General features: G+C 62.7%; 15 protein-coding genes. All 15 read left to right on the top strand.

Annotated features, from left to right (window positions below; genetic code table 11):
- Positions 1 to 99 precede the first annotated feature (99 nt).
- The 15 genes from fliH to flhB all read left to right on the top strand — a co-directional run bounded on the left by fliH (position 100) and on the right by flhB (position 12,325).
- Positions 100 to 867 carry a flagellar assembly protein FliH gene (fliH, locus tag QMX89_RS06790; protein WP_282347567.1) on the top strand — a complete coding sequence of 256 codons (768 nt, stop codon included), beginning with the start codon at positions 100 to 102 and terminating at the stop codon, positions 865 to 867.
- Positions 857 to 2,215, top strand: coding sequence for a flagellar protein export ATPase FliI (gene fliI, locus QMX89_RS06785; RefSeq protein ID WP_049858795.1), 1,359 nt, complete (start codon positions 857 to 859; stop codon positions 2,213 to 2,215). Before fliH ends, fliI begins: the two co-directional genes overlap by 11 nt.
- 6 nt (positions 2,216 to 2,221) lie before the next feature.
- Positions 2,222 to 2,671 carry a flagellar export protein FliJ gene (fliJ, locus tag QMX89_RS06780; protein ID WP_049858794.1) on the top strand — a complete coding sequence of 150 codons (450 nt, stop codon included), beginning with the start codon at positions 2,222 to 2,224 and terminating at the stop codon, positions 2,669 to 2,671.
- Between the two features lie 84 nt (positions 2,672 to 2,755).
- The gene (locus QMX89_RS06775) at positions 2,756 to 3,073 is read left to right on the top strand and encodes an STAS domain-containing protein (protein WP_282347566.1); all 318 of its coding nucleotides are present in this window, start codon (positions 2,756 to 2,758) and stop codon (positions 3,071 to 3,073) included.
- Positions 3,070 to 4,782: a fused response regulator/phosphatase gene (locus tag QMX89_RS06770; RefSeq protein ID WP_282347565.1), complete on the top strand. Its 1,713-nt coding sequence runs from the start codon at positions 3,070 to 3,072 to the stop codon at positions 4,780 to 4,782. The genes QMX89_RS06775 and QMX89_RS06770 overlap by 4 nt, the downstream gene beginning before the upstream one ends.
- Positions 4,783 to 4,917: 135 nt before the next feature.
- Positions 4,918 to 5,211 (top strand): Hpt domain-containing protein, encoded by a 294-nt coding sequence (locus QMX89_RS06765; RefSeq protein WP_049858972.1) that lies wholly within the window; start codon positions 4,918 to 4,920, stop codon positions 5,209 to 5,211.
- Positions 5,212 to 5,300: 89 nt separating this feature from the next.
- Positions 5,301 to 6,665 carry a flagellar hook-length control protein FliK gene (locus QMX89_RS06760; protein ID WP_282347564.1) on the top strand — a complete coding sequence of 455 codons (1,365 nt, stop codon included), beginning with the start codon at positions 5,301 to 5,303 and terminating at the stop codon, positions 6,663 to 6,665.
- Positions 6,666 to 6,796: 131 nt separating this feature from the next.
- A complete protein-coding gene (fliL, locus tag QMX89_RS06755; RefSeq protein ID WP_282347563.1) occupies positions 6,797 to 7,306 on the top strand; it encodes a flagellar basal body-associated protein FliL in 510 nt (169 codons plus the stop codon).
- A gap of 9 nt (positions 7,307 to 7,315) precedes the next feature.
- Positions 7,316 to 8,284 carry a flagellar motor switch protein FliM gene (gene fliM / locus QMX89_RS06750; protein ID WP_056843540.1) on the top strand — a complete coding sequence of 323 codons (969 nt, stop codon included), beginning with the start codon at positions 7,316 to 7,318 and terminating at the stop codon, positions 8,282 to 8,284.
- Between the two features lie 42 nt (positions 8,285 to 8,326).
- Positions 8,327 to 8,797, top strand: a complete 471-nt coding sequence (fliN, locus tag QMX89_RS06745; protein ID WP_049858788.1) for a flagellar motor switch protein FliN — start codon at positions 8,327 to 8,329, stop codon at positions 8,795 to 8,797.
- A complete protein-coding gene (fliO, locus tag QMX89_RS06740) occupies positions 8,797 to 9,240 on the top strand; it encodes a flagellar biosynthetic protein FliO (protein ID WP_049858787.1) in 444 nt (147 codons plus the stop codon). The genes fliN and fliO overlap by 1 nt, the downstream gene beginning before the upstream one ends.
- Positions 9,240 to 9,992: a flagellar type III secretion system pore protein FliP gene (fliP, locus tag QMX89_RS06735; protein WP_049858786.1), complete on the top strand. Its 753-nt coding sequence runs from the start codon at positions 9,240 to 9,242 to the stop codon at positions 9,990 to 9,992. The genes fliO and fliP overlap by 1 nt, the downstream gene beginning before the upstream one ends.
- A 138-nt stretch (positions 9,993 to 10,130) precedes the next feature.
- On the top strand, positions 10,131 to 10,400 hold the full coding sequence (fliQ, locus tag QMX89_RS06730) for a flagellar biosynthesis protein FliQ (RefSeq protein WP_043186065.1): 270 nt from the start codon (positions 10,131 to 10,133) through the stop codon (positions 10,398 to 10,400).
- The gene (gene fliR, locus QMX89_RS06725; protein ID WP_049858785.1) at positions 10,400 to 11,185 is read left to right on the top strand and encodes a flagellar biosynthetic protein FliR; all 786 of its coding nucleotides are present in this window, start codon (positions 10,400 to 10,402) and stop codon (positions 11,183 to 11,185) included. Before fliQ ends, fliR begins: the two co-directional genes overlap by 1 nt.
- Positions 11,186 to 11,188: 3 nt before the next feature.
- Entirely contained in the window at positions 11,189 to 12,325 is a 1,137-nt protein-coding gene (gene flhB / locus QMX89_RS06720; RefSeq protein ID WP_049858784.1) for a flagellar biosynthesis protein FlhB, read from the top strand.
- Positions 12,326 to 12,441: the final 116 nt, after the last annotated feature.

The raw sequence follows: 12,441 nt of genomic DNA, 5'->3' as shown, positions 1-12,441 counted from the left end.
TCATCCCTCTCCCAGACCTCTGTCGTGGAGGCCGGCTGCCCTGGGGTGGTCGGCTCCGAGCGACCCCACTTCGCACCCAGGCGTCAGGAATCGCAAGCCATGTCCCGCCCCACCCAAGAACCCGTCAGTGAACTGATTCGCGCCATCGACGCGCGCAGTGCCGACCTGTGGGCGTTGCCCAGCTTCGATCCCGAGCGGCCTGCCGAAGAGGTGATGCCGGAGCCCGTGTCGGTCGAGGAAATCGAAGAGGTGCCCCTCGATGAGGTGCAGCCCATTACCTTGGAAGAGCTGGAAGCCATTCGCCAAGAGGCCTACAACGAGGGCTTCGCCACCGGTGAAAAGGAAGGCTTTCACAGCACCCAGCTCAAGGTCCGTCAGGAAGCCGAAGCGGCGCTGGCTGGCAAGCTTGCCCAGTTCGACCGGCTGTTGGGACACCTGCTGACGCCTATTGCTGATCAAGATACCCAGATCGAGAAATCACTGGTCGAGCTGGTGGGCCACATTGCCCGCCAGGTCATCCGCCGCGAACTGCTCACCGATTCCAGCCAGATCGAAAAAGTCCTGCGCGAAGCGTTGAAGTTGCTGCCCATGGGCGCCAACAATATCCGCATCTTCATCAACCCTCAGGACTTCGAGCAGATCAAGTCGCTGCGCGAGAAGCACGAGGAAAACTGGCGAATCCAGGAAGACGACTCGCTACAGCCCGGTGGCTGCCGTATCGAAACCGAACACAGCCGCATCGATGCGAGCATGGAGACGCGCATCACCCAGGCCATTGCGCAATTGTTCGATCAGTTGCACGAGCAGAACATGCACCCGGCCCCGGCCGACATCACCGTCGATCTGGACGCGCCCGATGAAGCTTGATCGCACCAGCTTCGGCAAGCGCCTGGGCAGCTACGAGGCGGCCATCGACCTGCCGCGCCAGCCTATCGTCGAAGGGCGCTTGCTGCGCATGGTCGGCCTGACTCTCGAAGCCGAAGGGCTGCGCGCGGCCATGGGCAGTCGCTGCGTGGTGATCAACGACGACAGCGACCAGCCGGTGCAGGTCGAAGCGGAAGTCATGGGCTTCTCCGGCAGCAAGATCTACCTGATGCCCGTGGGCAGCGTCAGCGGCATCGCGCCCGGCGCGCGGGTGGTGCCGGTGGCCGATACCGGGCGTCTACCGATGGGCATGAGCATGCTTGGGCGCATCCTCGACGGCGCCGGGCGAGCCCTGGACGGTAAGGGCGGCATGAAGGCCGAGGACTGGGTGCCGATGGACGGGCCCACCATCAACCCCCTCAAGCGCGACCCCATCAGTCAGCCGCTGGATGTCGGCATCCGCAGCATCAACGGTTTGCTGACCGTGGGCCGTGGCCAGCGTCTGGGCCTGTTCGCCGGTACCGGCGTGGGCAAGAGTGTGCTGCTGGGCATGATGACGCGGTTTACCGAAGCCGACATCATCGTCGTCGGCCTGATCGGCGAGCGGGGCCGCGAGGTCAAGGAGTTCATCGAACATACCTTGGGCGAGGAGGGGCTGCGCCGTTCGGTGGTGGTGGCGTCACCGGCTGACGAAGCGCCACTGATGCGCCTGCGCGCCGCCATGTATTGCACGCGCATCGCCGAATACTTTCGCGACAAGGGCAAGAACGTCTTGTTGCTGATGGACTCGTTGACCCGCTTCGCTCAGGCCCAGCGGGAAATCGCCTTGGCCATCGGCGAGCCGCCGGCGACCAAGGGCTATCCGCCTTCGGTGTTCGCCAAGCTGCCCAAGCTGGTCGAGCGCGCCGGCAACGCCGAGGCGGGCGGCGGCTCGATCACCGCGTTTTACACCGTATTGTCCGAAGGCGACGATCAGCAGGATCCGATTGCCGACTCGGCGCGTGGCGTGCTCGACGGCCACATCGTGCTGTCACGTCGTCTGGCAGAAGAGGGGCATTACCCGGCCATCGATATCGAGGCGTCGATCAGCCGAGTGATGCCCAGCGTGGTCAGCCCCCAGCACCTGGGCCAGGCACAACAGTTCAAGCAACTGTGGTCGCGCTATCAGCAGAGCCGCGACTTGATCAGCGTTGGCGCCTACGTCGCGGGCGGTGATCGCGAGACCGACCTTGCGATCGCCCTGCAACCGCAGCTGGTGCGTTACCTGCGCCAGGGCCTCAACGACAATGAAAGCCTGCAGGCCAGCGCCGAGCGCCTGGCTGCGGTGTTCACGCCTGTGGCGCCGGGGTAAGCGCGGATGGCGATGAGTCGCGCAGCGCGCCTGGCTCCCGTGGTGGAGATGGCCGAAAGCACCGAGCGCAAGGCTGCCCAGCGCCTGGGTCATTTTCAGGGGCAAGTGAACCTGGCCGAAGCCAAGCTGGCGGAGCTCGAGCGTTTTCGCAACGACTATCAGCAGCAGTGGATCAACAACGGCAGCCGCGGTGTGTCCGGCCAGTGGCTGATGAACTACCAGCGCTTTCTCAACCAGCTGGAAACCGCTGTCGGCCAGCAGCGCCAGAGCCTTGCATGGCACCAGAACAACCTGAACAATGCGCGCGCCACCTGGCAGCAGGCCTATGCTCGTGTGGAAGGGCTGCGCAAGCTGGTCCAGCGCTATATCCTCGAGGCCCGGCAGTTGGAGGACAAGCGTGAGCAGCGCTTGCTTGACGAGTTGTCGCAGCGACTGCCCAGGCACGACAGCTTCTAGTCAGATTTAGTCAGTACCCTGTTGAACGCCCCGTCATGCAGTGTTAAACCTTGCCTGCACGGCACACCCAAGGAGCATTACTACATGGCTGTAACCCAGAGTTCGGTAAGCCACAGTTTCAATGGCGAAAACAATACGTCATCGATTGCCGTCAAGGGTCGATTCGACTTCAGCCTGCACCAGCAATTTCGTGAGAGCTACGAGCGCGAGGGCAAGTCCACCCGCTATGTCGTCGACCTGAACGAAACCACCTACATGGACAGCTCGGCACTGGGCATGTTGCTGTTGCTGCGCGACCACGCCGGTGGTGACCACGCCGATATCACGCTGTCGAACATTTCCTCCGACGTGCGCAAGATTCTGGCGATCTCCAACTTCGACAAGTTGTTCAAGATCCCTTGAAACCGCCCGTCAATGATGAAGCACTGACGGTTCTGATTGCCGACGACAACATGACCGACCGCATGCTGCTGTCGAGCATCGTGCGTCGGCAGGGACACGCGGTGATCACCGCCAGCAACGGTCAGGAAGCCATCGAACTGTTTCGCCAGCAACGACCGCAGCTGGTGTTGCTCGACGCCATGATGCCGGTGATGGACGGCTTCGAGGCAGCGCGCACGATCAAGCAATTGGCCGGCGAGGCGCTGGTGCCGGTCATCTTCCTGACGTCGTTGACCGAAGAACAGGCGCTGGTCCGCTGCCTGGACGCCGGTGGCGACGACTTTCTGGCCAAACCCTACAACCAGGTGATTCTGGCCGCCAAGATCAAGGCCATGGATCGCCTGCGGCGTCTACAGGCCACGGTGCTGGAGCAGCGTGACCTGATCACCCGTCACCATGATTACCTGCTCAACGAGCAGCGCGTGGCCAAGGCGGTGTTCGATCAGATCGCCCACTCCGGCTGTCTCGATGCGCCCAACGTGCGTTATCTGCAATCACCCTACGCGCTGTTCAATGGTGATCTGCTGCTCGCCGCCTATACACCGTCGGGCGACATGCATGTGCTGCTCGGCGATTTCACCGGGCATGGGCTACCGGCAGCGGTGGGGGCCATGCCGCTGGCCGAGGTGTTCTACGGCATGACCGCCAAGGGATACGGACTGGCCGAAATCCTGCGCGAGATGAACGCCAAGCTCAAGCGCATCCTGCCGGTGGACATGTTCTGCTGCGCCACCCTGCTGCGCCTGAGCTTTCAGCGTTGCACCGTGGAAGTCTGGAACGGTGGCATGCCCGATGGCTACCTGCACCGCCAGGACGGCTCGAAGCGCGTGGCGCTGGTATCGCGGCATTTACCGCTGGGCGTACTGCCAGCTACCCGTTTCGAGGACCAGACCGAAGTCTGGCCGCTGGCGCCGGGTGATCGGGTGCTGCTGCTGTCCGACGGCGTTATCGAAACGAGCAATGCGCAGGACGAATCCTTCGGGGTGGAACGGCTCGAACGGGTATTCGACACCCACAAGGACCCCGAGTCACTGTTCGAAGGCATCCTGCAGGCTCTCGAGGATTTTCGCGGTGAATCGCGCGACGACGTGAGCATGGTGCAGTTGGCCTTGATCGACGCCCAACGCCAGCCGCCGGCCAGCCTGATCTATTCCGACAGTGGTCAATCCAGTCCGCTCGACTGGTCGGCCATGTTCGAATTTCGTGCCGACACCCTGCGTCGTTTCAATCCGCTGCCTTACATCCTGCAACTGTTGCAGGAGATTCACGGCCTGCGCTCGCAGAGTGGTGAGCTCTACAGCGTGTTGGCCGAGCTATACTCCAATGCCTTGGAGCACGGGGTGCTGGAGCTCGACTCCGCACTCAAGCGCGATGCCGCTGGCTTCTCCCGGTACTACGCACTGCGCAACGAGCGTCTGGCCGCTTTGGAAGACGGCTATATACGCTTACACTTGCAGGTACGTCCGCAAGGCGTTGGCGGCGTGCTGCGCATCGTGGTCGAAGACAGTGGCAAGGGCTTCGATCCGGCCAAGGTGCTGGCCAGAGCGCCGAGCGTGCATGGGTTGTCGGGGCGCGGGGTCAACCTGGTCCGCCACCTCAGCAGCAGTTCGGGGTGGTCGGAAGACGGACGCAGTGTCCACGTTGAATTTACCTGGGAGTCTCAAGCGTAACCGGCTTGATCAAGGAGCGAACAAGTGACTATCGAACATCTAGCTGGCGAACCGCTGACGGTGCAAAAGCCCAGCCATGAACAGCCGGAAAAGCCCCATGTCGACCCCACGGCCCTGGCCGCTCTGGAGGATGTCATGGAAGATGAATACCCCCTGTTGCTCGATACCTTCCTCAGTGACTCGCAACTGCGCCTGAACGAACTGCATCGATCCCATGATGTGGTCGAGCTCGGCCATGCTGCCCACAGTTTCAAGGGCAGCAGCAGCAACATGGGCGCCATGCGCCTGGCGCAACTGTGCAGCGAATTGGAGCAGTACTGCCGTCAGGGCACGCCGGATGGCGTGGATGCCTACGTGCAGCGTATCGACAGCGAGTTCGCGCTGGTCCTGAAACTGTACTCCGAAGAGCGTGCACGATTCCCTGACTGAGCGACACCTTCAGCCGTTGACTGCCAATGGCCCGATACTTGCTTCCTCTAGGCTATCAGCGTTAACGCTACCGTATCGGGGAGATCTTCATGGCTGTCGCTTCAAACCCTCTGCTGCTGCAACTGGGCGCTGCCGCACGCGCGGCCTCCGCCACCGGAGCGGCCAAGCCCGCTGCAGCGGACACCGATTCGTCGCCGCGTTTCGCCGATCTCTATGCCCGCCAAAACCACGCAACCACAGTCAAGGCCAAGGCCGACCCTGCGTCCGTGGCTGCACGGGAAACGGCTGCTACTCCTGCCAACAAAGCTGCCGGAGCCAGCTCGACGGTTGCCGATAGCGGCAAGAAGTTGCCAGTGGCCAAGGCAGACAAGCCGGAGAAACCTGAAAAGATCGACAAGGCTGACAAGTCCGGTAAGGCCGACAAGGTTGCCGACAAGGACGACGACAAGGTCACCGCTGCCGACGATAAGGATGATTCTGCTGTCGCCTCGACGACTGCGTCGGTCGATTCCGCGGCTGCGCCGGTCCCTGCCGACCCGGCCAGCAACCCTGCGCTGGTTCAGGCGCCGCCGGCGGCACTCACTGCTGCCAGTCTCACCGACAGCGACACCGATACCCCGTCCGAAGATTTCGATCCGACCCAGGACGTCCTGGCTGACCTGCCTGCACTGCGTCTGGCCCTTGAGCAGACCGCCAAAAACAATGGCACCACCTCCGCACATGCCAGCCAAACGTCACCGAACGACCCTTCTGCAACCAACGAGCGAGGTCTGGAGGGCAGTTTCGTCAACGGTCTGGCGGCGATGATGGGCAAGGAGCAGGCAGGTGAAGCGGGCGAGGGCGGTGATACCGGCTTTGCCGGTTTGCTCGACAGTGGCTTGAAAGACCCCGACGCGGCTGCCAGCGACAGCCACATCGACAATTTTGCCGATCGCCTGCAGGCCCTGGCTCAGGCCGCCCCGGCCAAGGCCGGCGGTGCCGCACCGCTGGCCGGTCCGCTGGGCCAGCCTCTGGCCATGCAGCAGTCAGGATGGACCGAAGGCCTAGTCAATCGGGTCATGTACCTGTCGAGCCAGAACCTCAAGTCGGCCGATATCCAGCTCACACCTGCGGAGCTTGGACGTCTGGACATTCGTGTCGACATCACACCCGACCAGCAGACACAGGTGACCTTCTCGAGCGCTCACATCGGCGTACGCGAGGCGCTGGAAAGCCAGCAGCATCGCCTCAAGGACATGTTCAACCAGCAGGGCATGGGACAGTTGGATGTCAACGTATCCGACCAGTCTCGCCAGTCTCAGGGCGAGCAGCAGCAGGCCCAGCAGAGTCGCCGCAGCACTGGTGAACGCTCAGGCGGTGACGCGATCGACACCAGCGAGTCCGCGGTGGCTGCTGTCCAGCCCGTGACCTCCAGCACGGTGCTGGGCAGCAGTGCGGTGGATTACTACGCCTGATCCAGCCGCCTGATCCAGTCGGTCGATCCTGGCGACGTGCCGCGCAGGCACGTCGCGATGAGTGTTGGCATAACCCTTGCTCCATCGTCGCCATGGGTACGCTTACCCCTCAATGGTGACGGATTATTGGCATGGCAAAGACCGAAGAAGCAAAGGACCCCGCAGCCAAGGAAGGCAAGGGCAAACTCAAGCTGATCATCCTGGTGGTCGTAGGCCTGTTGCTGGCTGTCGGCCTTTCGGTGGGCGCCACCTGGTACTTCATGCACAAATCCGCCAGTGCGCCCGCAGAGGAAACCCCGGCGGCAGCCACCAACGTCAAGCCTGCGGCAATCTACGAATCGATGACTCCCGCCTTTGTGGTCAACTTCAAGCAGAACGGCCGTGATCGCTACATGCAGGTCAGCATTGTCCTGCAGGCGCGCGACAAGGCTGACATGGAGGCCTTGAAAGTGCACACCCCGGTGATCCGCAACAACCTGGTCATGCTCTTCTCCGGGCAACCGTTCGACACCCTGACCACGCCGATCGGCCAGGAAATGCTGCGCCAGAAAGCGACCGCTAGCGTGCAGGAAGTGGCGCAGAAAGAAGTGGGCAAGCCAGTCATCGACCAGGTGCTCTTCACTAACTTCGTATTGCAGTAGGAACAACTCATGGCCGTGCAGGACCTGCTGTCCCAGGACGAGATCGATGCGCTGCTGCATGGTGTCGACGATGGCCTGGTGCAAACCGAAGGCAATGGCGAGCCCGGAGGCATCAGGAGCTACGACCTGACCACCCAGGATCGCATCGTGCGTGGGCGCATGCCCACGCTGGAAATGATCAACGAGCGCTTCGCCCGCTATACCCGTATCAGCATGTTCAACCTGTTGCGTCGCTCCGCCGATGTGGCGGTTGGCGGCGTGCAGGTGATGAAGTTCGGCGAGTACGTCCACTCGCTGTACGTCCCCACCAGCCTCAACCTGGTGAAGATCAAGCCGCTGCGTGGCACCGGTCTGTTCATTCTCGATGCCAAACTGGTGTTCAAGCTGGTCGACAATTTCTTCGGCGGCGACGGTCGCCACGCCAAGATCGAGGGTCGCGAGTTCACTCCGACCGAGCTGCGCGTGGTGCGCATGGTGCTGGACCAGGCGTTCCTCGACATGAAGGAGGCCTGGCAGGCGATCATGGAAGTCAACTTCGAGTACATCAACTCGGAGGTCAATCCGGCCATGGCCAACATCGTCGGCCCCAGCGAGGCGGTGGTGGTGTCCACGTTCCACATCGAGCTCGATGGCGGTGGCGGTGACCTGCACGTGACCATGCCGTATTCGATGATCGAGCCGGTGCGCGAGATGCTCGATGCCGGCTTCCAGTCCGACCTGGACGACCAGGACGAGCGCTGGAGCAAGGCGCTGCGTGAAGACGTGCTGGACGTCAGCGTGCCGTTGAGCGCCACCGTGGCGCGACGCCAGCTGAAACTGCGCGATATCCTGCACATGCAGCCCGGCGACGTGATTCCGGTGGAGCTGCCGGAAGAGCTGGTGCTGCGCGCCAATGGCGTACCCTCGTTCAAGGCCAAGCTGGGCTCGCACAAGGGCAACCTGGCTTTACAAGTAATCGAACCGATCGAGCGTCGCTGATCGCTTCAATCCGATGATTTAGATGCCCGTCGAGGACCACTGATGGCTGATCAAGATGAAACAATTTCCGCCGAAGACCAGGCGCTCGCCGATGAATGGGCCGCTGCACTGGGTGAGTCCGGGGACGCGGGGCAGGACGACATCGATGCGCTGCTGGCCGCCGATGCCCGTGGCGGTTCCGCTTCCTCGCGCCTGCCCATGGAAGAGTTCGGCAGTTCGCCCAAGTCAGGTAACGGCCCGGTCACCCTCGATGGACCGAATCTGGATGTGATCCTCGACATTCCGGTGACCATCTCCATGGAAGTCGGGGCGACCGACATCAGCATCCGCAACCTGCTGCAGCTCAACCAGGGTTCGGTGATCGAACTCGACCGGCTGGCGGGCGAAGCGCTGGATGTGCTGGTCAACGGGACATTGATCGCCCACGGCGAAGTGGTAGTGGTCAACGAGAAGTTCGGCATCCGCCTGACCGACGTGATCAGTCCCAGCGAACGCATCAAGAAGCTGCGGTGATGGGCCGCCTTCTGTGGGCCCTGCTGCTCCTGCCCATGGTCGTTCTGGCTGCGCCCGAAGCGGCGCCGGCTGCGGCGCCGGTGGTGGCGTCGGGTGGAACTGGCCTGGCCGGTCAATTGACCCAGACGGTGCTGGGGCTGTTGGCCGTGGTGGCGTTGATCTTCGGTCTGGCCTGGCTGATGCGCCGAGTGCAGCAGGTCGCACCGCGTCAGGGGCAGGTCATCGACGTGATCGGCGCCAAGGCGTTGGGTCCGCGTGACCGGCTGGTGCTGGTGCAGGTGGGCGAGGAGCAGATCCTGTTGGGCGTCAGCCCCGGTCGCATCAGCGCCCTGCACGTGATGAGCACGCCGGTCATGCCGCCCGACCGAACCACGCAGGCCACACCCGAATTCGCCCAGCGCCTGATGGAACTGCTGGGCAAGGACCAGAAGGATAAGAAGTGATGGGTGCGTTGCGCGTAGTCCTGCCCCTGGCCTTGATGTTGGCGGCGCCTTTGGCGCTGGCCGCCGATCCGCTGCAGATTCCGGCGTTGACCATGACCAGCGGCGCCAACGGCCAGCAGGAGTATTCGGTCAACCTGCAGATCCTGCTGATCATGACCGCGCTGAGTTTCATCCCGGCGTTCGTCATGCTGATGACCAGTTTCACCCGCATCATCATCGTCTTTTCCATCCTGCGCCAGGCACTGGGCCTGCAGCAGACCCCGTCCAACCAGTTGCTGACCGGCATGGCGCTGTTCCTGACCATGTTCATCATGGCGCCGGTGTTCGACAAGGTGAACCAGCAGGCCCTGCAGCCCTACCTGAACGAACAGCTCAGCGCCCAGGACGCGGTTGCCCGCGCCGAAGGTCCGATCAAGGACTTCATGCTGGCGCAGACGCGGCAGAGCGACCTCGAGCTGTTCATGCGGCTGTCCAAGCGCACCGACATCGCCAGTGCCGACCAGGCGCCGCTGACCATCCTGGTACCGGCCTTCGTCACCTCGGAGCTGAAGACGGCGTTCCAGATCGGCTTCATGATCTTCATCCCGTTTCTGATCATCGACCTGGTGGTCGCCAGTGTGCTGATGGCCATGGGTATGATGATGCTCTCGCCGCTGATCATCTCGCTGCCGTTCAAGATCATGCTGTTCGTCCTGGTCGATGGCTGGGCGCTGATCATCGGGACCCTGGCGGGGAGTTTCGGTGGTGTCTGACTTTGCGATGTGCTGTGTTGTCGAGGGCTTCTTCGCGGGCAGAGCCCGCTTCCACATCAGTCGCGGCGCTACCCATTGTGTGGGAGCGGGCTCTGCCCGCGAACAAGCCAGATCTGCCTTGCCCAGGAGCCTGAACCCATGACCCCGGAAGTCGCTGTCGACCTGTTTCGCGAAGCGCTGTGGCTGACCACGGTAATGGTCGCAATCCTCGTGCTGCCGAGCCTGATCGTCGGCCTGATCATCGCCATGTTCCAGGCGGCCACGCAGATCAACGAACAGACCCTGAGCTTCCTGCCGCGCCTGCTGGTCATGCTGGTGACGCTGATCGTCATCGGACCGTGGATGGTGCGCACCTTCATGGAGTACATCACCACCCTGTATTCCAACATCCCGCAGGTGATCGGCTGATGCAGCCATTGCTGCAGCTGACCGACGCGCAGATCGGTGGCTGGGTGGCCAGCTTCATCCTGCCGCTGTTCCGGGTTGCCGCAATGCTGATGACCATGCCGATCTTCGGCACTCAGGTGCTGCCGCAGCGGGTGCGCCTGTACGTTGCCGTGGCGATCACCGTGGTCATCGTGCCGGGGCTGCCGCCCGCGCCGACGGTCGACGCCATCAGTGTCCAGGCGCTGCTGCTGGTGGCCGAACAGATCATCATCGGCGCGCTGTTCGGCTTCTCCCTGCAGTTCCTGTTCCAGGCCTTCGTGGTCGCCGGGCAGATTCTGGCGATCCAGATGGGCATGGCCTTCGCGTCCATGGTCGACCCCACCAACGGCGTATCGGTGGCGGTGGTCGGCCAGTTCTTCAGCATGCTGGTGACCTTGGTGTTCCTGTCCATGAACGGCCATCTGGTGATCTTCGAGGTGCTGACCGAGAGCTTCACCACGTTGCCCATCGGCGGCGGCCTGCTGACCGCGCATTACTGGGATGTGGTGCTGCGCATGGGCTGGGTTCTGGGTGCCGGTGTGCTGCTGGTGCTGCCTGCCATCACTGCCTTGCTGGTGGTCAACATCGCCTTCGGCGTGATGACCCGTGCCGCACCGCAGTTGAACATCTTTTCCATCGGTTTCCCGCTGACCCTGGTGCTGGGGATGTTCATCCTCTGGGTCAGCCTGGGCGATATCCTCAACCAGTATCAGCCGCTGGCGACCAACGCCTTGCAGTGGCTGCGCGAATTGGCGCGAGCGGAGTAGGCAATGGCCGAAAGCGAAAGCGGTGCCGACAAGACAGAAGACCCCACGGACAAGCGCAAGAAAGACTCGCGCGAAAAAGGCGAGATCGCCCGTTCCAAGGAGCTCAACACCCTGGCGGTGATGGTCGCCGGGTGCGGCGCGCTGCTGGCGTTCGGCGGGCATTTGGCGCAGAGCCTGCTGGAGCTGATGCGCAGCAACTTCACCCTGAGCCGCGAGGTGCTGCTCGACGAGCGCTACATGGGCATCTTTCTGCTGCAGTCGGGCAAGGTGGCGATCCTGGCCACCCAGCCGATTCTGGTGACGATGCTGCTCGCAGCCCTGATCGGGCCGGTTGCATTGGGCGGGTGGTTGTTCGCGGCCAGCTCCATGGCACCCAAGTTCAGCCGCATGAACCCGGCCGCGGGCCTCAAGCGCATGTTTTCCATGCATGCGCTGACCGAGTTGCTGAAGGCCCTGGCCAAGTTCGCCATCATCCTCATCGTTGCCATAGCTGTCCTGGCCAAGGACCGTGCCGACCTGCTGGCCATCGCCAATGAGCCACTGGAAATGGCGATCATCCACAGCGTGCAACTGGTCGGCTGGAGCGCCTTGTGGATGTCCTGCGGGCTGGCGCTGATTGCTGCCGTGGACGTGCCGTTCCAGCTGTACAGCAGCAAGCAGAAACTGATGATGACCAAGCAGGAGGTCAAGGACGAGCACAAGGACGCTGAAGGCCGTCCCGAGGTGAAAGGGCGGGTGCGCCAGTTGCAGCGCGAGATGTCGCAACGACGAATGATGACGGCCATTCCCGAGGCGGACGTGATCATCACCAACCCAACCCACTACGCCGTGGCGCTCAAGTACGATCCGGAGAAGGGCAATGCCCCGGTGCTGCTGGCCAAGGGCTCGGACTTCATTGCCCTGAAGATTCGCGAGATCGGCAACGAGCACCGTATCCAGGTGCTCGAATCACCGGCCCTGGCACGCTCGATCTTCTATTCCACGGACATCGAGCAGCAGATCCCGGCCGGGCTGTACCTAGCGGTGGCGCAGGTACTTGCCTATGTCTACCAGATTCGCCAGTACCAGGCCGGACGCGGCAAGCGACCCGATCCGCTGAAGGACCTGCCGATTCCGCCGGATTTGCAGCGAGACAGTTAGACGGCGCCGCGGCCTTCGCGGGCAGAGCCCGCTCCCACAAGTGCCAACCCTGTGGGAGCGGGCTCTGCTCGCGAAGGGCACACCGCCGAATCGCCTGACACCCAGCACTCGACCAT

The organism is Pseudomonas sp. PS01301, assembly GCF_029960215.1.
GTDB lineage: Bacteria > Pseudomonadota > Gammaproteobacteria > Pseudomonadales > Pseudomonadaceae > Aquipseudomonas > Aquipseudomonas coleopterorum.
Note: the sequence above shows the minus strand (reverse complement) of the source record. Positions and strands in the feature narration are given on the sequence as shown.

Coding starts and splice junctions, on each gene's coding strand:
- fliL (WP_282347563.1), top strand. CDS start 6,797: ATGGCAAAGACCGAAGAAGCAAAGGACCCCGCAGCCAAGGAAGGCAAG.
- QMX89_RS06760 (WP_282347564.1), top strand. CDS start 5,301: ATGGCTGTCGCTTCAAACCCTCTGCTGCTGCAACTGGGCGCTGCCGCA.
- fliH (WP_282347567.1), top strand. CDS start 100: ATGTCCCGCCCCACCCAAGAACCCGTCAGTGAACTGATTCGCGCCATC.
- flhB (WP_049858784.1), top strand. CDS start 11,189: ATGGCCGAAAGCGAAAGCGGTGCCGACAAGACAGAAGACCCCACGGAC.
- fliO (WP_049858787.1), top strand. CDS start 8,797: ATGGGCCGCCTTCTGTGGGCCCTGCTGCTCCTGCCCATGGTCGTTCTG.
- QMX89_RS06765 (WP_049858972.1), top strand. CDS start 4,918: ATGGAAGATGAATACCCCCTGTTGCTCGATACCTTCCTCAGTGACTCG.
- fliM (WP_056843540.1), top strand. CDS start 7,316: ATGGCCGTGCAGGACCTGCTGTCCCAGGACGAGATCGATGCGCTGCTG.
- fliJ (WP_049858794.1), top strand. CDS start 2,222: ATGGCGATGAGTCGCGCAGCGCGCCTGGCTCCCGTGGTGGAGATGGCC.
- QMX89_RS06775 (WP_282347566.1), top strand. CDS start 2,756: ATGGCTGTAACCCAGAGTTCGGTAAGCCACAGTTTCAATGGCGAAAAC.
- fliQ (WP_043186065.1), top strand. CDS start 10,131: ATGACCCCGGAAGTCGCTGTCGACCTGTTTCGCGAAGCGCTGTGGCTG.
- fliI (WP_049858795.1), top strand. CDS start 857: ATGAAGCTTGATCGCACCAGCTTCGGCAAGCGCCTGGGCAGCTACGAG.
- fliP (WP_049858786.1), top strand. CDS start 9,240: ATGGGTGCGTTGCGCGTAGTCCTGCCCCTGGCCTTGATGTTGGCGGCG.
- fliN (WP_049858788.1), top strand. CDS start 8,327: ATGGCTGATCAAGATGAAACAATTTCCGCCGAAGACCAGGCGCTCGCC.
- fliR (WP_049858785.1), top strand. CDS start 10,400: ATGCAGCCATTGCTGCAGCTGACCGACGCGCAGATCGGTGGCTGGGTG.